We start from the raw sequence: 17,827 nt of genomic DNA, 5'->3' as shown, positions 1-17,827 counted from the left end.
GTTAATCGATAGCTTAATTATCAAATCCAACCGCAACAACCAAACTGCCGCCTTGCACCCCTCGGAGATATGCGATGCACAAGGCGACTGGTACGCGCGAAAGACTACCCATGGCTGGGCTATGGGCATTGACCACGGCAAGCTTTATCGCCACGGCCAATGAAACGGTTCCCGCCGGATTGCTCCCGGAAATCGCCCATGGCTTCCACGTCAGCGAGGCCTGGGCGGGCCAACTGGTGACCGCCTGTGCGCTTGGCTCTGGCATCGCTGCGATCCCGCTCACCGCCGCTACCCGTGCCTGGCCAAGGCGGCGGGTGCTCTTGGCTGTTCTGGCCGCCTTTTTCGTCTGCAACGCGATCACCGCCGTCGCATCGAGCTACCCCTTGGCGTTGGCGGCACGACTCACGGCCGGTCTCGCGACGGGCCTTGCCTGGAGCTTGCTGGCGACGTACGCACGCCGAATGGTTCCACCTGCGATGCAGGGCCGAGCGTTGGCGGTAGCGATGCTGGGCATTCCGCTCGCTCTATCGATCGGTGTGCCGCTAGGTGCTTGGCTCGGCGGCATGATCGGTTGGCGCAGCGTTTTCGGGGTCATGTCGGGCATGACGCTTATCCTTATCGCGTGGGTCGCTCGAGCCGTCCCTGACTTTCCGGGCCAGGCGGCGCATCGGGCCATGCCGTTCAAAGGCGTCATCACCACACGGGGAGTTAGGCCCGTGCTGGCCGTGGTGATGACCTGGATCCTTCCGCATTACGTGCTTTACACCTATATCGCACCGTTTCTTGCGTCGATCGGCGCTGACCCGTATCTCGGCGTGGTGCTGCTTACATTTGGTGTTTCGTCCATGGCGGGCCTGTGGTTGGTCGGCGCGCTCGTTGACCGTTGGTTGCGCGCGCTTACCCTCGGTGCACTGGCATTGTTTGCCTTGGTGGCCGTGGCCTTCGGCTCGGGCATGGCGTCCGTGGGGTTTATCGTTGGCGGCGTCGCGCTATGGGGGCTCAGCTTCGGTGGCGCCCCAACACTGCTGCAAACAGCGTTGGCTGACGCCGCAGGCGAAGGCGCTGAGGTCGCTCAATCGTTGCTGGTGACTGTCTTCAATTTATCGTTTGCGGGTAGTGGCGTGCTTGGTGGTGTTTTGCTTCAGTGGATGGGTGCGCGTGCGCTTCCGTGGATGGTCGCCATGGTGGTGCTCATTGCCCTTGCGACCGCGTGGCGTGCCAAGGGTCACGGCTTCGGCGCCGGCGTTCGCATGCCGCTGGCCGCTACGCGGGCTCAGGCTCCCGATGCGCCAGATTCCCCAGCATCAGAATCCGAGCTGCACCTGCCCATTCCATAGCGCGCGCGGTTGGCGCTATATATGCCTGCCATGACCAGCAACCCCATCATCCTGTTCGACGCCGAGTGCGTCCTGTGCTCGGCGAACGCCCAGTTCGTGCTGAGGCACGACAAGACGGGCCAGTTCCGGCTGGCTTCGATGCAGGGTGATTTCGGCGCGGAGCTTTGCCGGGCGCAGGGGCTGGATCCCGAGAATCCCAGCACGATCCTGTTGGTCGACGGCGACAGGGTGCGTCGCGATAGCGATGCCGTGCTCGGTATTTACGAGACCCTGGGCTTCCCGTGGCGCCTGGCAGGCGTGTTTCGTCTCGTGCCGCGGTTCTTGCGCGATCCGGTGTACCAGTGGGTCGCGCGGCACCGATACAAGCTCTTCGGCCGCCGCGATACGTGTTGGATGCCGTCGGCGGAATATCGAGACAGGCTGCTCTGAGGTTCTTACACCGTTATTCCGCGAGTTCGAGCTCCGGTACGTCGTCGGCACGCATGCGAATCCGGTAAGCCCGCGGTGATTCGCCTACGGCTCGTTTGAACGCCGTACTGAACGCGCTCTCGGACGCATAGCCCAACTCCTCGGCCAGCGTAGCCACCGCCGTCTTGCCTTCGCGCAGGGCGCGGGTGGCGAGGTGCATGCGCCATGCGCTCAGATAGGCCAGCGGCGTGCTCCCAGCTACGTCGCGAAACCGGTTCGCGAACGTCGTGCGCGACATGGCGCAGGCCTGTGCCAGCTCTTCCAGGCTCCACGCACGGGATGGCTCCCCGTGTATCAGCCGCATGGCCGGTGCGATGCGCGGGTCGCCCAGGGCACGCAGCCAGCCGGCCGGCATGGGGCCCGAGGTCTGCAGGTGCGCGCGGAGGATCTGGATAAACAGGAGCTGCGCGAGCTGGGCGGAGGCCAGCTGCGTTCCGGGTTGATCGGTGCGTCGCTCCGCCACCAGTTCGGCGAGCAACCAGCGAAATGACGTGGCCTGCGGTGAATCGGCGCCGACGTGGATCCACGCCGGCAGCACGTCGGCGAGCAGGCGGCCGCTAGCTGGGTCGAGGAGTACATGGCCGCCGATATGGGCGAAGTCGCTGCCATCGCCGAGCGTAACGACGGATTTGCCCGAGCCCGAGAACACCGCCATTGCGTCCTGCGGCGGCACGCTGAGGTCGCTGGCCAGGACGAGCCGGCGCTTTGCCGTGATCAGGCCCACGTCGCCCGTGCCGAACCAAATCGGTTCCGGTTCGCCCTCGATCGTGACCCAGCAGCCGCCCTTCACCACCGCGAAGAACTTGATGCTTGAAGGGGCCGGGAAGGCGATGGCCCACGGGCCGCTCGCGCTGAAGCCGCCCGTGACGAGGGATTCCGCCTGGGTGAACCGGAGGATGTCGGAGAAGGGATCTGCGCTCATGGCCGTACTCGCGAGCAAGTAATACGCACTATATCGCATTCTCCGTACGCGCCCGGGCCCCTAAGCTTTCGGTATTCAGCGACTACCGGAGCAACCCCATGAACCACGAACTCGTCCTTGTCACCGGTGGCACCGGTTTCATCGCCCAGCACTGCATCATCGCGCTGCTTGAACGGGGCTACCGTGTGCGCACCACCGTGCGCTCGCTCGGCCGTGAAGCGGAAGTGCGCGAACAGCTGCGCAACGCGGGTGTCGACGCGGGCGACCGCCTGGCCTTCGTGCGTGCCGACCTCAGCGAGGACGCGGGTTGGGCCGAAGCGGCCGAAGGTTGCACCTACGTCATGCACGGCGCATCGCCGACGCCCTCCGGCGACCAGGTCCGCGAAGAAGACTGGATCCGTCCGGCGGTGGACGGCAACCTGCGGGTGCTCAAGGCGGCGCGGGACGCTGGCGTGAAGCGCGTGGTGCTTACCTCGGCGATCGGCGCGATCTGCGCGGGACATAAGCCGGGCTATCCGCGTCCGTTTAAGGAAACCGACTGGAGCGATCTCGAAGGCCAGATCGCGCCGTATCAGAAGTCGAAGACGCTCGCCGAGCGAGCGGCGTGGGATTTCGTCCGGCGCGAAGGGAAGGGCCTCGAATTGTCATCGGTGAACCCCACGGCGGTGATGGGCCCGGCATTGGGGGCGGATTACTCGCACTCTGTGCGGCTGGTGAAGAACCTGCTGGAAGGCAACCAGAAGGGCTGCCCGAAGATCAGTTCCGGCTTCGTCGATGTCCGCGACGTGGCCGACCTGCACCTGCGCGCCATGCTCGATCCGAAAGCAAACGGCGAACGTTTCATCGCCACCGCGGGAGAGAGCATGACGATGGCCGAGGTAGCCCGCGTGCTGCGCGAGCGCATGGGGTCGTCGGCGGCGAACGTGCCAACGCGCGTGCTGCCAAACTGGGTGATCCGCCTTGCCGCCCGCAAGAACCCGGCGCTGCGCCCGGTGGTGGCGCTGCTCGGTGTGGACCTGAGTGCCACCGGCGCCAAAGCCCAACGGGTGTTGGGGTGGAAGCCTCGCTCACCCGAAGACGCCATCGTGGCAAGCGCCGAAAGCCTGATCCGCCTGGGCCTGGTCACCCCACTGTAGGAGCGTGCTTGCACGCGATGTGCTTGCCTCAGACTGGCCGCCTGCCGGCGGATCGCGCGCAAGCGCGCTCCTACAAGGGCGAGGAGTTGACGGGCGATGGGGGATTGGCAACAGTGCGCGGGACTTCATAGCGCGAGTGGCCAGGGATGGGCGAGACGAAGGTACTGATTCTCGGCGGGTACGGCGTGTTCGGCGGCCGGCTCGCGGAGTTGCTGGCGGATCTTCCTCAGCTTGAACTGATCATCAGCGGGCGTGATCTGGCAAGGGCGCAAGCGTTCTGTGCCGCTTACAAGGGCCCCGCGCGGGCTCGTCCTTTGAAGCTCGATCGTCTGGATATCGCCGAGGTGCTTCGTTCGGACCGACCGGACCTGGTCGTCGATGCGTCCGGGCCGTTCCAGGAATACGGCGACAACCCCTACATCGTTATCGAAGCCTGCATCGCTGCCGGCGTGGACTATCTCGACTTCGCCGACGCCGCGGATTTCGTCTTCGGTGTCGCGGCGCTCGATGTGCAGGCTAAAGCGGCAGGCGTGTTCGCGCTCTCGGGTGTGAGCAGCTTCCCGGTGCTCACGGCCGCCGTGGTGCGCGAACTCGCCAGCGACATGGATATCGTTTCGGTAGAGGGCGGCATCGCGCCATCTCCGTACGCCGGTATCGGCCTCAACGTGATGCGCGCGGTGGTCGGCTATGCCGGGGCGCCGGTGAAGCTCTGGCGGAACGGTGAGCCGGGGCAGGGCCTTGGGCTTGCGGAGAGCCTGCGCTTCACTGTGGCCGTGCCCGGGAAGCTTCCACTGAGGAACATCCACTTCTCGCTGGTAGACGTGCCCGACCTGCAGGTGATCCCACCTGAGCACCCCACGTTGCGCGATATCTGGATGGGTGCGGGGCCCGTGCCGGAAATCCTGCACCGCGTCCTCAACCTGCTGGCGAAGGCGCGGGCGCATTTCGAGTGGCCATCACTGGCCCCGTGGTCGCCGCTGTTCTATTGGGTGCTAAACCGCATGCGTTTCGGCGAACACCGCGGCGGCATGTTCGTGCGGGCACGGGGCACAAAGGTCGGGAAGCCCGTGGAACGCAGCTGGCACCTGTTGGCGGAAGGCGATGATGGCCCGTACATCCCCTCGATGGCGGTCGAAGCCATCGTGCGGAAGCTGCTGAATGGCATTCGCCCCGCAACGGGGGCACGCCCGGCCACGCGCGCATTGGAGCTCGCCGATTACGACGAGCTGTTCGAGGGCCGCTCGATCCATACGGGGTTCCGCGATGAGCCGTCCGAGGCGGGCGCGCCCCTGTACAAGCGGATTCTGGGTTCGGCGTTTGATGCATTGCCGGCCCGTCTGCGTGAGCTGCATGGCACCTCTGCCGCGCGGAAATGGGAGGACCACGCAGAAGTCCGTCACGGCAACGGCCTGCTCGCGCGAATCATCCGGGCCATCGTCGGGTTCCCGAAGGCCGGAACAGGCGTGCCGCTCACGGTGAACTTCGCCCCCGAAGATAACGGCGAGCGCTGGACACGCACCTTCGATGGCAAGGACTTCTCCTCGCATCAGTCGGAAGGCTCCGGTCGGGACACGCATCTGCTTGTCGAGCGCTTCGGCCCTGCATCGTTCGCCCTTGCGCTGGTGGTCGAAGGTGAGCGACTCCTGCTCACTCCGCGGCGCTGGTCGCTGCTGGGCATCCCCATGCCGGGCTTCCTGCTCCCCAAGGGCATCAGCTTCGAGCATGAGGAAGCCGGGCGTTTCTGCTTCGATGTCGAAATTTCCGCACCGCTGGTCGGCCGGATCGTGGCCTACAAAGGCTCCCTCAACCCCGTTTAGGCGCCATGGGTTACCCTGCGACCTCCTGACGATGACTGGAGGTGCGTGATGGCCGACCTGATCCTCAGTACGTTCGACTGGGTGCCGGAGGCACCACGCGGTTATGTCCGCGACCTGCGAGTCCGTTGGGCGCTGGAAGAAGCCGGGCTGCCCTACGAGGTCCGCGGCGTCTCGTTCAAGGATCGCGACGCCGCGCACTTTGCCCACCAGCCGTTCGGCCAGGTGCCGTGGATCACCGATGGCGATATCTCCATATTCGAAAGCGGCGCGATCCTGTTGCACATCGCTGGCCGCAGTACTGCCTTGATGCCGGACGATCCGCGGGGTCGTTCCGAAGTGACCGAATGGGTATTCGCCGCGCTGAATTCCGTGGAGATGGCCAGCGTGCCATGGTCGATCATGGTGTTCTCTGAAGAGAATCGCGAGTCGTCGGCTTGGCAGAAGCTCGATGGTTTCCTGCGTCTTCGCCTCGGGCATATGGAAAACGTGCTCGGCAAACGCGAATGGCTGGCTGGCAACTTCTCCGTCGCGGACATCCTCATGTCCGACGTGCTGCGCCTTGTCGATCGCTTCGATGGGCTTGCGGATTTCCCTGCGTGCAAGGACTACGTCACACGTGCGACGGCGAGGCCGGCTTTCGAGAAGGCGCGCGCGGACCAGGTCGCGCACTTTGAGGCGGCCGATGCGCCAAGGGCAAAACGCTAACGATGGAGCAGGTGCGGAATAGAAACGTCCGCCTAGATTAGTTGCTAGAGCCGTCTTCAGAATCACTGCAAGCGGCCGATAGGGGGGGTCAACCTCAATCTAATGGCACGGAGTAGCTATGAACCCGGATCTAGAGATTGCACAGCTTACCCTTTATTTGGGAAAGCCTGGTGCTGACTTTGATTCAGTCTTGGACAAGGATTCGCCCATTGCAAACAGGGATGAACTTCACGATGTTTCATTCACTGTTGGTGACGCTAGTTGCAGGCTCTACTACTTTGAATCATCGAGTCGCAAGTCCAATCCTCCTTGGTTGGATTTTCTGAACTCGCAACTCGGTGCGGATGAAAGAATTGCCTTTTCAGCTGGCTCACGTTCGCCGAACGGTCTTCTCCTGATTGATATTGATGGACGTGTAATGATCGCGACATTCGGGCGAAGCTCCACGGTGCATCTAGACCGCGCGGCGCTTGAGCCGGACTTCGGAATCAAGGTTGCAATGAATATGTGCGGGAATGAGAAGATTCGCCAGACGCGCACACAGAGCAACTCGATCACTCCAACGCATATCGATCGGCAGGTTGCTCGTCCATCTGACACGTTCGTCTTTGGCTTAAGCGAAGCAGAGGACCTGAGGTATATCTCGGCGCACCTAAAGGACGAGAAGGAGGTCACCCTTCAAGGACGTGACAGTTTGACGATCAAGATGATCGGCGAACACAGGCTTTCTTGGGATGATCTTTTAACCCGCTGCACGGAATTTGTCTCACAGTTCGGCTCAGAGGATTACATCGCTAACTTTCCGAACTTTCGCAACTTTCAACCCGTCACCGCCGAGGAGGAGAGTGCCCTTAATGAACTCTTGATCGACTGCTTAAAGAGCGGTGAGCACGAGTTCATGGACTTGTGTATTCCTGAGTTCGTCGCTGATGATGAGTATGCTTTTTCGTTCACGGCAAAGAAGGTGCGAGAGAATGAAATTTTCTCTTACCTAGATCCATCATTGCTTCAGTCGCTAGTCGACCGAGTGGATGATCTGTCCGTCGACTATCTGAAAAGGCATAAAATTTTCGCCTACTCATACGCCGATGACAGAATTCTTGAGGATCGTCACTGGTCGATATACTCGTGCATGGTTTTTGAGGCGACGCTGCCTTCGAGTGATGGCCAGGATGACGCATGCATTCTCAGTGCAGGAAGATGGCAGAAGGTCGATCGAGGATTCCATGCTGACATCTTGAAGTTCATTGGTGAACGTCTCGTAGTTGAGCCCGCTGAGTCACGATTCTGCGGGATAGCGATCGGTTCGGTAGATGGCCTTCGAAGCGAGGAATTCATCTTCAATGCTCGTGTCGTTGAATTAAGTCCGACGAGCATACTTTTTGATCGAGCAAAGCTTCGCATCGGTACTGGGACCAAGAATAAGGAATTCTGCGACGTTCTCGACCTGATAGAGCGTTCGGACGAATCGGGGGGAATCAGTTCTAGGGTGAGGATTATTAACTCAAAGCAGTATAAAGATGCCTCATCGACAAACTATCTGTTCTCCCAGGCCAAGTTCTACTGTGAGGCCTTTTTGACTGATGACGTGTTCCTTGGTGAAATCCGCGAACATGTCAGAAATAGCGATTCACCATGGAAGAATCGATACTTGGACTACATCAAGGAAGACGCTTCGCTCAACAATGGAAATGACTATACGTTGTGTCTGTGGCTTCTTTACGACCAGGAAAAAGCCGCGCCTCGGAAGGAGGATATGCCACTGTTGGCGCAGTACGAGCTTAAACTCATGCACGACCACCTTCAGCGAGTAATGAAGTTGAGGGACATCGTCCTACGATTTGTACCTGTCGGTTTAGCGCACGGTTCAAAAATAAAGAGAGGCGTACTTCCCGCGGCTTAAGTCGAGACTGTCGCTCACTGCGGAGTGTTGCGATCCATTACAAGCAGTGTGGATGTTGCAGACGCATACAGTCTCCCTCCACCGTCGCTCAATGATGCTTCGGCGAATGCCACGCGCCGGCCTATCGTCAACACGCGCCCCTCGGCTCGCATCACGCCGGTTTCTGCGGTAATGGCCTTGTGATACGCCGTCTTCAACTCGAGCGTCGTATACGCCTGGGTGGGCGAGAGCTTGGAGTGCACCGCGCATCCACATGCGGAGTCGAGAAGGGTGGCAGCGAATCCGCCGTGCACCATGCCGATGGGGTTGTAGACCTTCAGCGAGGGCCTGCCCTCGAAGATGGCGATGCCGTCGTCGACCTCGACCAGGGTGATGTCCATGGTGTCGCCGATAGGCGGGCGGCCCCCCATGGTGATGAGCATGCGCAACTGTTCGAGGCCGGTGAGACCGGGTGGAAGCTGGCCGACGATATCCATGGAAGGGTTCCGGTTCTTTAACTTACAACCATACTATGAAGATTGGCCTGCCTTGGGCAACCGGTCATGGAGTGCACGTGCCTTGGTTGGCCGGGCTTGCCGCGAGCACCTATCGCGCGCAAGCGCGCTCCTACAAGGGTGGTTGCGTCGACTATACGAAACATATATGGTTCGTATATGGGTATCGTAAACATCGATGATGAAACGCACGACCAGATCCGCCGCGCCTGTTCGGTGACGGGGCGGTCGATCAATGCGCAGGCGAATTTCTGGATCCGTATCGGGATGCTCTGTGAGCTCAACCCGTCGCTGAGTTTCCAGGAGCTCGTGGCGCAGGAGCTGCGAGAAGCCGGGGTGGAGCCCCTGGCTTTGCGTGCGGCGCGCTAGTGGTCAAGCAGCCGGAAGAACTCGTTGCGATGGCAGAGGCCGGGCGCTTGCTCGCCTCGGTCTTTCATCACCTCAACGGCCTGGATCTCGAGGGCCGTAGCACGCTGGCCATCAACGACCTCGTTGAGCGGATGATCGTCGACGATCTCAAGTCGCGGCCGGCAAGCAAGGGACAGTACGGTTTCGAATTCGTATTGAATGCCTCGATCGATAACGTCGTGTGCCATGGCGTGCCCTCGGCGAGCGATGTGCTGCGCAGCGGCCAGATCGTCAACCTCGACATCACGCTTGAAAAGAACGGCTATATCGCCGATTCAAGTACGACGTACCTGGTTGGCGACGTGCCATACCCGGCACGACGCCTGGTCAAGGCCACCTACGAAGCCATGTGGAAAGGCATCGCCGTCGTGAAGCCGGGCGCACGCCTCGGCGATATTGGCCACGCCATCGCCCGTCACGCGCAAACGCATGGCTACAGCGTGGTGAAGGAATACTGCGGCCACGGCATCGGCCGGGAGATGCATGAAGATCCGCAGATCCTGCATTACGGGCGGCCGGGCACCGGCATGGTGTTGCGCGAAGGGATGGTCTTCACCATCGAACCCATGCTCAACCAGGGCCGCGCGGCGATCGTGAACCAGGAAGGCGAATGGCCGGTCTACACGCGGGATGGACGCCTCTCGGCGCAGTTTGAACACACGGTCGCCGTCACGGCGACGGGCGCACGCGTCCTCACGCTGCGCCCCGGTGAAATCCCGTTATCTCCTATGACCTGACCCAAGAGGCATCCATGACGAGCGAGCCAAACGACACGCCTTCCATCCTGATCATTGGCGCTTCGCGTGGGCTTGGCCAAGCCATGGCCGAGGGTTTCCTGAAGGAGGGCTGGTCTGTCACGGGCACGGTGCGTGGCAGCAAGCGCACGCCATTGCACGAACTAGCCGCGGAACACGGTTCCCGCCTGGCGATTGAATCGATCGACATTACCGACCCCAAGGACACCGAGGCGCTTCGTTCGCGCCTCGCGGGCAAGCACTTCGACATCCTGTTCATCAACGCAGGCACCACGAACGAAGACCCGAACCAGACGATTGCCGAAGTCACCACCGATGAGTTCCTGCACGTGATGGTGACCAACGCGCTGAGCCCGATGCGTGTCGTCGAAGGCCTTGAAAGCCTCGTGGCCGATAAGGGATTGATCGGCGTGATGTCGTCGGGGCAGGGCAGCATCACCAACAACGAACGTGGTGGCCGCGAGGTGTATCGCGGCTCCAAGGCGGCCCTGAATCAGTTCATGCGCAGCTACGCTGTTCGGCAGGCCGCCACGGGCCGTGCATTGCTCCTGCTTGCGCCGGGCTGGATCCGGACCGAGCTGGGCGGCGACGACGCGCCGTACACCGTCGAGGAAAGCATTCCACTGATCCTCGATGTCATCCTGAGCAAACAAGGCCGCCCGGGCCTCGAGTACCTGGACCGCGACGGCAAGACCGTTCCCTGGTAAGTCCTCCGACACTCCGTTGCTCCCTCCCTGAGCGGGCCGCGCCTATAGGCAATCAGTCATGGCGACAGAGGCTGGCCGTGCGTGCACATACTTTCACTTTGCAACCGTGAGAGGTGCTCCATGAAAATCCTGCAGGCCCTGTCCCTTACCTTTGCCCTCGCTGCTTTGAGCACGGGCGTTTCCGCGGCATCCACGACGGGCACGATCCGCGGAGAGACCCGTCCCAACGAGCAGATCGTGGTCGTCAACGAAGCGTCCGGCGCCATCGTCGGGGTGATGAGCGACGCGAAAGGCCACTTCGAAGCGACCGACCTTCCGGCGGGCCAGTACCACGTGGCTCGCGCCAGCGCGCCTTCCAAGGCGGCTGGCGCGCCGGTGCTCGCGGGGCGCGTAACGGACGTGGTGCTCCCGCCGGCCAACTGATCAGCCAAGGCGCATCGAAAGCTCGACATCCTCGGAAAACGGGACCGACAGGTAGCCGCTGCTGGTCGAACGCACGCGGGCCATGTATTCGGGGCTGTAGTCCGCGTTATCGGCGATCACCAGCGCGCCGGGGCGCAGGCGCGGCTCCAGTAGGGCGAGGATCTCCGGGTAGAGCGCCTTGGCGCCGTCGAGCAGCACGAGGTCGATTGTGTCCGGCAGGTTCACGGCCAGGGTCTTCAGTGCATCGCCTTCGCGGATATCGACCAGGTCGATGACACCGCCCGCCGTCAGGTGATCACGCGCACGCGCCACCTTGCCCGGTTCAAACTCGCTGGTGATGAGCTGGCCGCCGCCGTTATCGCGCAATGCCGCTGCGAGATGCAGGGTGGAAATGCCGAATGAGGTGCCGAACTCGACGATGGTGCGGGCGCGGGTACTGCGCGCCAGCATGTACAGCAGCGCACCGGTTTCGCGGGATACCGGCAAGGGGATGTCCTTCAGGGCGCCGTAGAAATCGAGGTAATCGGTCTTGCTCTGCATCAGGCGGCCGCGCTCCGCATCCGACATGTTCCTGAGGGTCGGGTTGTCGGTCCAGGAAACCTGGTCGGCTTCGCGAAACAGGCGATCGACGACGCCAGCGAGCGGGGCGGTGGTGAGGGTGGTCATGGGTGTCTCCGGTTGCAGTCAGTGGGCTTGGGATTAGAATGTGACGAATCCGTCAGGTTTTCTATTCGCATTCCCGAGGCGTCATGGCCAGCCAGAAAAAACCATCGATTTCCTCGCGAAAGAGCCCAAAACAGGCGCGTTCGAACGAGCTCGTCGCAGCCATCCTCGAGGCCGCAGCTCAGGTTTTGGCGAAGGAGGGTGTCGCGCGATTCACTACGGCCAGGGTGGCCGAGCGGGCCGGGGTCAGTGTCGGCTCGATCTATCAGTACTTCCCGAACAAGGCGGCGATCCTGTTCCGCCTGCAAAGCGACGAGTGGCGGGAGACCACCGACATGTTGATCGCGACGCTGGTTGGCGACGATCAGCCGCCGCTGGAGCGCTTGCGCCGGCTCGTCGTTGCGTTCATTCAATCGGAGTGCGATGAGGCGGATATGCGGGTGGCGCTGGATGACGCGGCGCCCTTGTACCGCGATGCACCCGAGGCCCGCGAGGCAAAGGCTGCGGGCGAGCGGGCGTTCCATGCCTTCATGGCCGAGGTGTTGCCGAAGGCAAGCGAAGAGGCTCGGGCCACGGCGGTGTCGCTGATCCTTTCGACGATGAGTGCGGTAGGCAAGGATTTTTCGTCGTCGCCGCGAACCCGCGATGAGGTCGAAGCTTTCAGTGCGGCGATGGCCGATATGTTCTGCGCGTATCTCCGCGATATCGAAACGCGCTCCCTGTAGGAGCGCGCTTCTACAGGGGCGCGGCTAAACGGGAGGCGTCGGTGGCGGGCGGTGCACCGAACATGCGCTTGTAGTCGCGGGTGAACTGGGATTGGCTGTCGTAGCCAACGGCCGCCGCCACGGCGCCGGCTGAGCGGGGTTCGGCTAGCAGCAGCTTGCGCGCTTCCTGCAGGCGGAGTCGCATGCGGTACTGCACGGGCGTCATCAACGTGATCGCCTTGAAATGCCGGTGGAACGAGGTAACGCTCATGCCGGCCACCTCGGCTAGCGAGTCGATCGACATCGGCGCCGCATAGTTCGCCTTGATCCATTGGGTAACACGACCCACCTGGGCGATGTGCGAGCTGTTCTGCGCAAGCTGGCGAAGCGGTTCGCCCAGGCCGCTGCGGAACAGGCGGTAGTAGATCTCCTGCACGATCAGCGGTGCAACGAAAGGAATGTCATCGGGACGGTCGAGCAGATCGAGCAGGCGTGCGAACGGTTCGAGCAGTTCGAGCGTCATCGCGGCGGTCGCTGCACCGGCCGGTGCGCCCGAGGGTGCCTCCTTGAGCGGGAGTCGTGCCATGGCTTCGGCCAGCGCCACGCGATCGATATCGAGTGAGAAGGCGAGGTGCGAGCGGCCCTCCGCATCAAGGAAGACCTGGGCACAGACGGGCAAGTCCACCGTGACGAGCAGGAAAGTGGATGTGTCGGCGAGGAACGGTGCGTCGCCGGCGGCAATGGTCTTGCTGCCGCGCAGGATCACCACCATGCGTGGCCGGTAGAACACATGGGAAGGGTGCGCGGCCTGGTTCACCCGATAGAGGGTGAGGCCGGGCAGGGCCGTCTCCTGACGCGGGTGAGCGGCGTGGCGTTCCACGGCTTCGCACATGTGTTCAAGCAGGGTTTCCATGTCCCCATTATGCACCCGGCAATCACAGCACCTGAACGGGTTGGCGGGCAGTTTGGCAGGATCGTGCAAAACACCGGCAGCTTTGGGGTAGTTCCTTATCCCCCCAGGGACGATCCTTTCAGGGTGCCGGCGCCCCCGCTGGCCCCTGCCTCCCCCGTCAAAGGAATCCCCATGTCCGATTCAAAGATCTGGTTCATCACCGGTTGCTCCACCGGCTTCGGCCGTGAGCTTGCCGAGCAGGTGCTCGCCCGCGGCGAGCGCGTGGTGCTTACCGCCCGCAAGCCGGAGCAGGTGCAGGATATCGCCGACAAGTATCCGGAAACCGCGCTTGCCGTGGCCCTCGATGTCACCAGTGAGCAGGCCATCCGCAAGGCCGTTGCCGACGCCGAGGCGCGGTTCGGCCGCGTCGATGTGCTCGTGAACAATGCCGGCTACGGTTACTTTTCCGCCGTCGAAGAAGGCGAGGACGAAGAGATTCGCCGTCAGTTCGAGACCAACGTATTTGGCCTTATCTCCCTGACCCGCCACGTGCTGCCGGGCATGCGCCAGCGCCGCAGCGGCCACATCGTCAACGTGTCGTCCATCGGTGGCCTTGTGGCTTTCCCAGCGACCGGCTACTACCACGCGACGAAGTGGGCGGTGGAAGGCTTCTCGGAATCGCTGTCGAAGGAAGTGGGCCCGCTGGGCATCAAGGTGGTCATCGTGGAGCCGGGCCGCTTCCGTACCGACTGGGCCGGCCGTTCGGTCATCGAGTCGAAGACGGTGATCGCCGACTACGACGCGACCGCCGGCGAACGCCGCCGCCAGGCTAAGTCGTACACCGGCACGCAGCCGGGTGATCCGGCCCGTGGCGCCGCGGCGATCATCCAGGCCGTGGACGCGGAAAACCCGCCGCTCCGCCTGCCGCTAGGCTCGGATGCGTACAAATTCCTGAGCGACCGTCTCGAAGAGTTGCGTACCAACTTTGAAGCGGTGAAGGATATTTCGACGAGCACCGACTTCCCGAGCTAACGGCAAGGGGACGAACGCTCTTGTAGGAGCGCGCTTGCGCGCGATAGCCGAACGCCGAAGAGCAACAGGGCCTGTTGCGGTGAGGCGAAAGATGTCGCGCGCAAGCGCGCTCCTACAACATGTCTTAGCGCTTGCCGATGCTTGAGGAGACTTCCCACAGGTCGACACCGCCGTCGCGGGCGTGCTGGTCGATTTCGGCGAGCTCTTGCGCGCTGAAATCCATGTGCTTAACCGCGTCCAGCGAATCATCCAGCTGTTCGACCGTGCGGGCGCCGATGAGCGACGAGGTGACGCGCGGGTCGCGCAAGGTCCATGCGATCGCCATCTGGGCCAGCGTCTGGCCGCGCTTCTCCGCCATGCCGTTGAGCGCGCGGATGTGCTTCAGGTTTTCGTCGCTCAGCATGCCCTTGTTCATCGAATCCTCGCGGGTCACGCGGGCATCGGCCGGGATGCCGTTGAGGTATTTGCTGGTCAGCATGCCCTGGGCGAGTGGCGAGAAGGCGATGCAGCCGGTCCCGAGCTCACCCAGCGTATCGAGCAGGCCGTGCTCGATCGTGCGGTTGAGCATCGAGTAGTTCGGCTGGTGGATGAAGAGCGGCACGTTCTCCGCCGCAAGGATGCGTGCGGCTTCCCGCGTCAGCTCGGGCGAATACGACGAGATACCGACGTACAAGGCCTTGCCCTGGCGGTGCAGATGCACCAGAGCATTCATGGTCTCGTCGAGCGGCGTATCCGGATCGACGCGGTGCGAGTAGAAAATATCGACGTAATCCAGGCCCATGCGCTTCAGGCTTTGCTCGCAGCTCGCGATCAGGTGCTTGCGCGTGCCGGTGGGGCCACCATACGGGCCCGGCCACATGTCCCAGCCCGCCTTGCTCGAAATGACCAGCTCGTCACGGTGCGTTGCGAAATCGGCAGCGAACCAGCGGCCGAAATTTTCCTCCGCCGACCCGTAGGGCGGGCCGTAATTGTTCGCAAGATCGAAATGCGTGACCCCGCGGTCGAAGGCACGGCGCAGGATCGCGCGGCCTGTTTCGAAACGGTCGACCCCGCCGAAGTTCTGCCACAAGCCCAGCGACACCGCTGGCAACACCATGCCGCTGCGGCCAACGCGGCGGTACGGCATGCGGCCGTCATAGCGGGAAGGGTCGGCTACATAAGTCATGCGGGAATTCCTTGCGTGGGGACGTGAGGGGTGAGTGCCATCGCCGATGGTAGCGGGTTGTCCGTGTGCTCGGCGAACGCCTACTCGCATTCCAGTGGAAGAGGACGCAACTCGGCGGCCGATACGGATGGGACGGACTCCGTGTGCGACCTATGCTTCCAGGGGAGGTGAGTTGTCACTTGACAACTCATCCACTTTTCCTAAGACTGGAGCACGCCCGATGCCTAGGAGCAGGCACCCCAAGCCCGATATCGAGGCCGCGCTACGGCACGCCGAGGCTCACGGGTGGCGCATTGAACAAGGCGGCAGCCACGCGTGGGGCAAGATGTTGTGTCCCTACGACTCGCGCGATTGCCGCTGCGGTGTGTATTGCATCACCAGTATCTGGAGTACGCCGGCTAACCCCGGCAACTTCGCAAAGCGACTGCGGCGAGCGGTCGATGGCTGTGCCAGCTATCGGACGCTGGGCCCGAACGAAGAGGTCATCGAATGAGAGAGTACACGTTCACGCTCGTCTATCAGCTTGACGACGCGGACAACCGCCACGACGAGATCATCGAGCGGTTTGGCGAGGCGGGTCTTACCGATTTCATGATCGGCGTGGGTCGGCCAGGTTACCTGGGCCTTGAGCTGGAGCGTGCGGGCCGTTCGGCAGAAGCGGTGCTTCGTGCGGCCATGGCCGATGTCAACGCGATCATCCCGCAGGCGACGCTGGTGGAGGCGGGCCCCGATTTCGCTGGGCTCACGGACATCGCTGAGCGTGTCGGCGTGACCCGGCAGAACATGCGCAAGTTGATGCTTGGCGGCGCGGGTTTCCCGGTGCCGGTGCATGGTGGCAGTACCTCCATCTGGCATGCGGCCGAGGTGCTTGGGTGGCTTCGTGAAAGTGCGGGTTACGCCATCGATGAGGCTGATATTTCCACGGCCCGGGCGGCATGGCGCGTGAACGCGGCGCTAGAGCAGGAGCGGATGAAGCGGGCAGGGTACGCAGTGCATACCATCGTTTAAGGGGGCTTGCGCCGGGAGTCCGCAGGCCCAACCCTTCAGGCAACTCCTTTCCTGCAGGGATATCCCATGGCGAACCCCGTCCTTTTCTCGCCGGCGCGCGTGCGCGGCCATGAGCTGGCCAATCGGATCATCATCGCGCCGATGTGCCAGTACTCGGCTGTCGATGGGCAGATGAACGACTGGCACCTGATCCATCTTGGCCAGCTCGCGCTCTCCGGTGCGGCGCTGCTCACCATCGAAGCAACGGGCGTGGTGCCGGAGGGTCGGATCACCTGGGCTGACGTCGGCCTGTATGACGATGCGACGGAAGCCGCCATGCGGCGGACGCTTGAAGGCATTCGCCGCTGGTCGGATATCCCGGTCGTGGTGCAGCTTGGCCATGCCGGCCGCAAGGCTTCCACGGAGACGCCGTGGGCAGGCGGTGCTCAGATCGCGCCCGGCACGGAGCGCGGCTGGCAGACCGTCGCGCCCTCGGCCATCCCGTTCCAGGACGGCCAGGTGCCGCCGCTCGCACTGGATCACCAGGGCATGCAGCGGATCAAGGCCGCCTTCGTCGAGGCCGCGGGCCGCGCGGTGCGTGCTGGCGTCGATGGCGTGCAGTTGCATGGCGCCCACGGCTACTTGTTGCACCAGTTCCTCTCGCCGCTGTCGAACCAGCGCAGCGACGAGTACGGTGGTTCACTCGAAAACCGCATGCGTTTCCCGCTCGAGGTTTTCGACGCGGTTCGTGCCGCGCTGCCGGCGGACAAGCTCCTGACCATGCGCGTTTCCGCAACGGACTGGGTCGATGGCGGTTGGGATCTCGAGCAGACCATCGCGTTTGCGAAGGCGCTCGAGGCGCATGGCTGCGATGCCATCCATGTCTCGACGGGCGGCCTCCATGCGGCTCAGAAGATCCCCGTCGGTCCCGGCTACCAGGTGCCGTTCGCGAGCGCCGTGAAGAAGGCGGTGAAGATGCCCGTGGTCGCCGTTGGCCTGATTACCGAGCCCGACCACGCCGAAGCGATCGTGGCGAACGGCGATGCCGACATGGTCGCCCTGGCACGCACGATCCTCTACGACCCGCGCTGGCCGTGGCATGCCGCCGCCCATCTCGGCGGGCAGGTGAGGGCGCCCAAGCAGTACCTGCGTTCGCAGCCCTCGCGCCACCGGCATCTGTTCCATACCGAGACCGCCATGCGGCCCGAGGCAGGCTGGGTGAAATCCGCCGACGGCCACTACAGCTAACCGATGCTGATGCTGTTGTAGGAGCGCGCTTGCGCGCGATCACGGCTTGCCGCGAGCACCC

General features: G+C 62.9%; 19 protein-coding genes and 1 pseudogene. 15 read left to right on the top strand and 5 right to left on the bottom strand.

All coding sequences use genetic code 11. From position 1 onward, the window contains the following. The first annotated feature begins 74 nt into the window (after window positions 1–74). Window positions 75–1,337, top strand: a complete 1,263-nt coding sequence (locus L2Y96_RS10995) for an MFS transporter (protein WP_247336809.1) — start codon at window positions 75–77, stop codon at window positions 1,335–1,337. Between the two features lie 30 nt (window positions 1,338–1,367). Further along, on the top strand, window positions 1,368–1,766 hold the full coding sequence (locus L2Y96_RS10990; RefSeq protein ID WP_247336807.1) for a thiol-disulfide oxidoreductase DCC family protein: 399 nt from the start codon (window positions 1,368–1,370) through the stop codon (window positions 1,764–1,766). A 13-nt stretch (window positions 1,767–1,779) separates the two neighbouring features. On the opposite strand, the gene L2Y96_RS10985 is transcribed toward L2Y96_RS10990, so the two are convergent. Then, window positions 1,780–2,727: an AraC family transcriptional regulator gene (locus tag L2Y96_RS10985; RefSeq protein WP_247336803.1), complete on the bottom strand. Its 948-nt coding sequence runs from the start codon at window positions 2,725–2,727 to the stop codon at window positions 1,780–1,782. 98 nt (window positions 2,728–2,825) lie between these two features. Here L2Y96_RS10985 and L2Y96_RS10980 point away from each other — a divergent pair, with 98 nt between their 5' ends. The 4 genes from L2Y96_RS10980 to L2Y96_RS10965 all read left to right on the top strand — a co-directional run bounded on the left by L2Y96_RS10980 (window position 2,826) and on the right by L2Y96_RS10965 (window position 8,288). Beyond that, on the top strand, window positions 2,826–3,863 hold the full coding sequence (locus tag L2Y96_RS10980) for an SDR family oxidoreductase (RefSeq protein ID WP_247336800.1): 1,038 nt from the start codon (window positions 2,826–2,828) through the stop codon (window positions 3,861–3,863). A gap of 146 nt (window positions 3,864–4,009) precedes the next feature. Then, a complete protein-coding gene (locus L2Y96_RS10975; RefSeq protein WP_247336798.1) occupies window positions 4,010–5,680 on the top strand; it encodes an SDR family oxidoreductase in 1,671 nt (556 codons plus the stop codon). A 48-nt stretch (window positions 5,681–5,728) separates the two neighbouring features. Next, complete coding sequence (locus L2Y96_RS10970; RefSeq protein ID WP_247336795.1) at window positions 5,729–6,385, top strand: glutathione S-transferase family protein; 657 nt, start codon at window positions 5,729–5,731, stop codon at window positions 6,383–6,385. A 118-nt stretch (window positions 6,386–6,503) separates the two neighbouring features. Further along, the gene (locus tag L2Y96_RS10965) at window positions 6,504–8,288 is read left to right on the top strand and encodes a DUF6119 family protein (RefSeq protein ID WP_247336792.1); all 1,785 of its coding nucleotides are present in this window, start codon (window positions 6,504–6,506) and stop codon (window positions 8,286–8,288) included. A gap of 14 nt (window positions 8,289–8,302) precedes the next feature. On the opposite strand, the gene L2Y96_RS10960 is transcribed toward L2Y96_RS10965, so the two are convergent. Then, window positions 8,303–8,764: a PaaI family thioesterase gene (locus L2Y96_RS10960; protein ID WP_247336790.1), complete on the bottom strand. Its 462-nt coding sequence runs from the start codon at window positions 8,762–8,764 to the stop codon at window positions 8,303–8,305. Window positions 8,765–8,941: 177 nt separating this feature from the next. Here L2Y96_RS10960 and L2Y96_RS10955 point away from each other — a divergent pair, with 177 nt between their 5' ends. From L2Y96_RS10955 to L2Y96_RS10940, 4 genes are all read left to right on the top strand, one after another. Next, window positions 8,942–9,151 (top strand): ParD-like family protein, encoded by a 210-nt coding sequence (locus tag L2Y96_RS10955; protein ID WP_247336788.1) that lies wholly within the window; start codon window positions 8,942–8,944, stop codon window positions 9,149–9,151. 29 nt (window positions 9,152–9,180) lie between these two features. Then, window positions 9,181–9,927 (top strand): type I methionyl aminopeptidase, encoded by a 747-nt coding sequence (gene map, locus L2Y96_RS10950; RefSeq protein ID WP_425492621.1) that lies wholly within the window; start codon window positions 9,181–9,183, stop codon window positions 9,925–9,927. 14 nt (window positions 9,928–9,941) lie between these two features. After that, the gene (locus tag L2Y96_RS10945) at window positions 9,942–10,652 is read left to right on the top strand and encodes an SDR family NAD(P)-dependent oxidoreductase (protein WP_247336784.1); all 711 of its coding nucleotides are present in this window, start codon (window positions 9,942–9,944) and stop codon (window positions 10,650–10,652) included. A gap of 120 nt (window positions 10,653–10,772) precedes the next feature. After that, window positions 10,773–11,075 carry a carboxypeptidase-like regulatory domain-containing protein gene (locus L2Y96_RS10940; RefSeq protein WP_247336781.1) on the top strand — a complete coding sequence of 101 codons (303 nt, stop codon included), beginning with the start codon at window positions 10,773–10,775 and terminating at the stop codon, window positions 11,073–11,075. Here L2Y96_RS10940 and L2Y96_RS10935 read toward each other — a convergent pair whose 3' ends face one another. Then, window positions 11,076–11,741 (bottom strand): O-methyltransferase, encoded by a 666-nt coding sequence (locus tag L2Y96_RS10935; protein ID WP_247336779.1) that lies wholly within the window; start codon window positions 11,739–11,741, stop codon window positions 11,076–11,078. It lies immediately after the preceding gene. 83 nt (window positions 11,742–11,824) lie between these two features. Between L2Y96_RS10935 and L2Y96_RS10930 the strand changes: the two genes are divergently transcribed. Continuing rightward, window positions 11,825–12,463, top strand: coding sequence for a TetR/AcrR family transcriptional regulator (locus tag L2Y96_RS10930; RefSeq protein WP_247336777.1), 639 nt, complete (start codon window positions 11,825–11,827; stop codon window positions 12,461–12,463). A gap of 10 nt (window positions 12,464–12,473) precedes the next feature. Here L2Y96_RS10930 and L2Y96_RS10925 read toward each other — a convergent pair whose 3' ends face one another. Beyond that, entirely contained in the window at window positions 12,474–13,355 is an 882-nt protein-coding gene (locus L2Y96_RS10925; RefSeq protein WP_247336774.1) for an AraC family transcriptional regulator, read from the bottom strand. Between the two features lie 171 nt (window positions 13,356–13,526). Between L2Y96_RS10925 and L2Y96_RS10920 the strand changes: the two genes are divergently transcribed. Beyond that, window positions 13,527–14,366, top strand: a complete 840-nt coding sequence (locus tag L2Y96_RS10920; RefSeq protein ID WP_247336771.1) for an SDR family oxidoreductase — start codon at window positions 13,527–13,529, stop codon at window positions 14,364–14,366. A 124-nt stretch (window positions 14,367–14,490) separates the two neighbouring features. Here L2Y96_RS10920 and mgrA read toward each other — a convergent pair whose 3' ends face one another. Next, window positions 14,491–15,531, bottom strand: a complete 1,041-nt coding sequence (mgrA, locus tag L2Y96_RS10915) for an L-glyceraldehyde 3-phosphate reductase (RefSeq protein ID WP_247336768.1) — start codon at window positions 15,529–15,531, stop codon at window positions 14,491–14,493. Between the two features lie 220 nt (window positions 15,532–15,751). Here mgrA and L2Y96_RS10910 point away from each other — a divergent pair, with 220 nt between their 5' ends. From L2Y96_RS10910 to L2Y96_RS10900, 3 genes and pseudogenes are all read left to right on the top strand, one after another. Beyond that, complete coding sequence (locus tag L2Y96_RS10910; RefSeq protein WP_247336765.1) at window positions 15,752–16,024, top strand: hypothetical protein; 273 nt, start codon at window positions 15,752–15,754, stop codon at window positions 16,022–16,024. Further along, window positions 16,021–16,539, top strand: coding sequence for a helix-turn-helix transcriptional regulator (locus L2Y96_RS10905; RefSeq protein ID WP_247336763.1), 519 nt, complete (start codon window positions 16,021–16,023; stop codon window positions 16,537–16,539). Before L2Y96_RS10910 ends, L2Y96_RS10905 begins: the two co-directional genes overlap by 4 nt. Window positions 16,540–16,605: 66 nt before the next feature. Then, window positions 16,606–17,706 (top strand): annotated as a pseudogene (locus L2Y96_RS10900) (NADH:flavin oxidoreductase/NADH oxidase); the annotation flags it as partial. Window positions 17,707–17,827 lie beyond the last annotated feature (121 nt).

Origin of the sequence: Luteibacter aegosomaticola, assembly GCF_023078475.1 — a bacterium.
Classification (GTDB): Bacteria; Pseudomonadota; Gammaproteobacteria; order Xanthomonadales; family Rhodanobacteraceae; genus Luteibacter; species Luteibacter aegosomaticola.
The sequence above is the reverse complement of the archived record's forward strand: the minus strand, read 5'-3'. Positions and strand labels throughout refer to the sequence as shown.

Excerpts from the sequence above, each read along its gene's own strand:
- L2Y96_RS10970 (WP_247336795.1), top strand. The coding sequence starts at position 5,729 with ATGGCCGACCTGATCCTCAGTACGTTCGACTGGGTGCCGGAGGCACCA.
- L2Y96_RS10960 (WP_247336790.1), bottom strand. The coding sequence starts at position 8,764 with ATGGATATCGTCGGCCAGCTTCCACCCGGTCTCACCGGCCTCGAACAG.
- L2Y96_RS10940 (WP_247336781.1), top strand. The coding sequence starts at position 10,773 with ATGAAAATCCTGCAGGCCCTGTCCCTTACCTTTGCCCTCGCTGCTTTG.
- L2Y96_RS10920 (WP_247336771.1), top strand. The coding sequence starts at position 13,527 with ATGTCCGATTCAAAGATCTGGTTCATCACCGGTTGCTCCACCGGCTTC.
- L2Y96_RS10930 (WP_247336777.1), top strand. The coding sequence starts at position 11,825 with ATGGCCAGCCAGAAAAAACCATCGATTTCCTCGCGAAAGAGCCCAAAA.
- L2Y96_RS10955 (WP_247336788.1), top strand. The coding sequence starts at position 8,942 with ATGGGTATCGTAAACATCGATGATGAAACGCACGACCAGATCCGCCGC.
- map (WP_425492621.1), top strand. The coding sequence starts at position 9,181 with ATGGCAGAGGCCGGGCGCTTGCTCGCCTCGGTCTTTCATCACCTCAAC.
- L2Y96_RS10935 (WP_247336779.1), bottom strand. The coding sequence starts at position 11,741 with ATGACCACCCTCACCACCGCCCCGCTCGCTGGCGTCGTCGATCGCCTG.
- L2Y96_RS10965 (WP_247336792.1), top strand. The coding sequence starts at position 6,504 with ATGAACCCGGATCTAGAGATTGCACAGCTTACCCTTTATTTGGGAAAG.
- L2Y96_RS10980 (WP_247336800.1), top strand. The coding sequence starts at position 2,826 with ATGAACCACGAACTCGTCCTTGTCACCGGTGGCACCGGTTTCATCGCC.
- L2Y96_RS10925 (WP_247336774.1), bottom strand. The coding sequence starts at position 13,355 with ATGGAAACCCTGCTTGAACACATGTGCGAAGCCGTGGAACGCCACGCC.
- L2Y96_RS10945 (WP_247336784.1), top strand. The coding sequence starts at position 9,942 with ATGACGAGCGAGCCAAACGACACGCCTTCCATCCTGATCATTGGCGCT.
- mgrA (WP_247336768.1), bottom strand. The coding sequence starts at position 15,531 with ATGACTTATGTAGCCGACCCTTCCCGCTATGACGGCCGCATGCCGTAC.
- L2Y96_RS10990 (WP_247336807.1), top strand. The coding sequence starts at position 1,368 with ATGACCAGCAACCCCATCATCCTGTTCGACGCCGAGTGCGTCCTGTGC.
- L2Y96_RS10995 (WP_247336809.1), top strand. The coding sequence starts at position 75 with ATGCACAAGGCGACTGGTACGCGCGAAAGACTACCCATGGCTGGGCTA.
- L2Y96_RS10985 (WP_247336803.1), bottom strand. The coding sequence starts at position 2,727 with ATGAGCGCAGATCCCTTCTCCGACATCCTCCGGTTCACCCAGGCGGAA.
- L2Y96_RS10905 (WP_247336763.1), top strand. The coding sequence starts at position 16,021 with ATGAGAGAGTACACGTTCACGCTCGTCTATCAGCTTGACGACGCGGAC.
- L2Y96_RS10910 (WP_247336765.1), top strand. The coding sequence starts at position 15,752 with ATGCCTAGGAGCAGGCACCCCAAGCCCGATATCGAGGCCGCGCTACGG.
- L2Y96_RS10975 (WP_247336798.1), top strand. The coding sequence starts at position 4,010 with ATGGGCGAGACGAAGGTACTGATTCTCGGCGGGTACGGCGTGTTCGGC.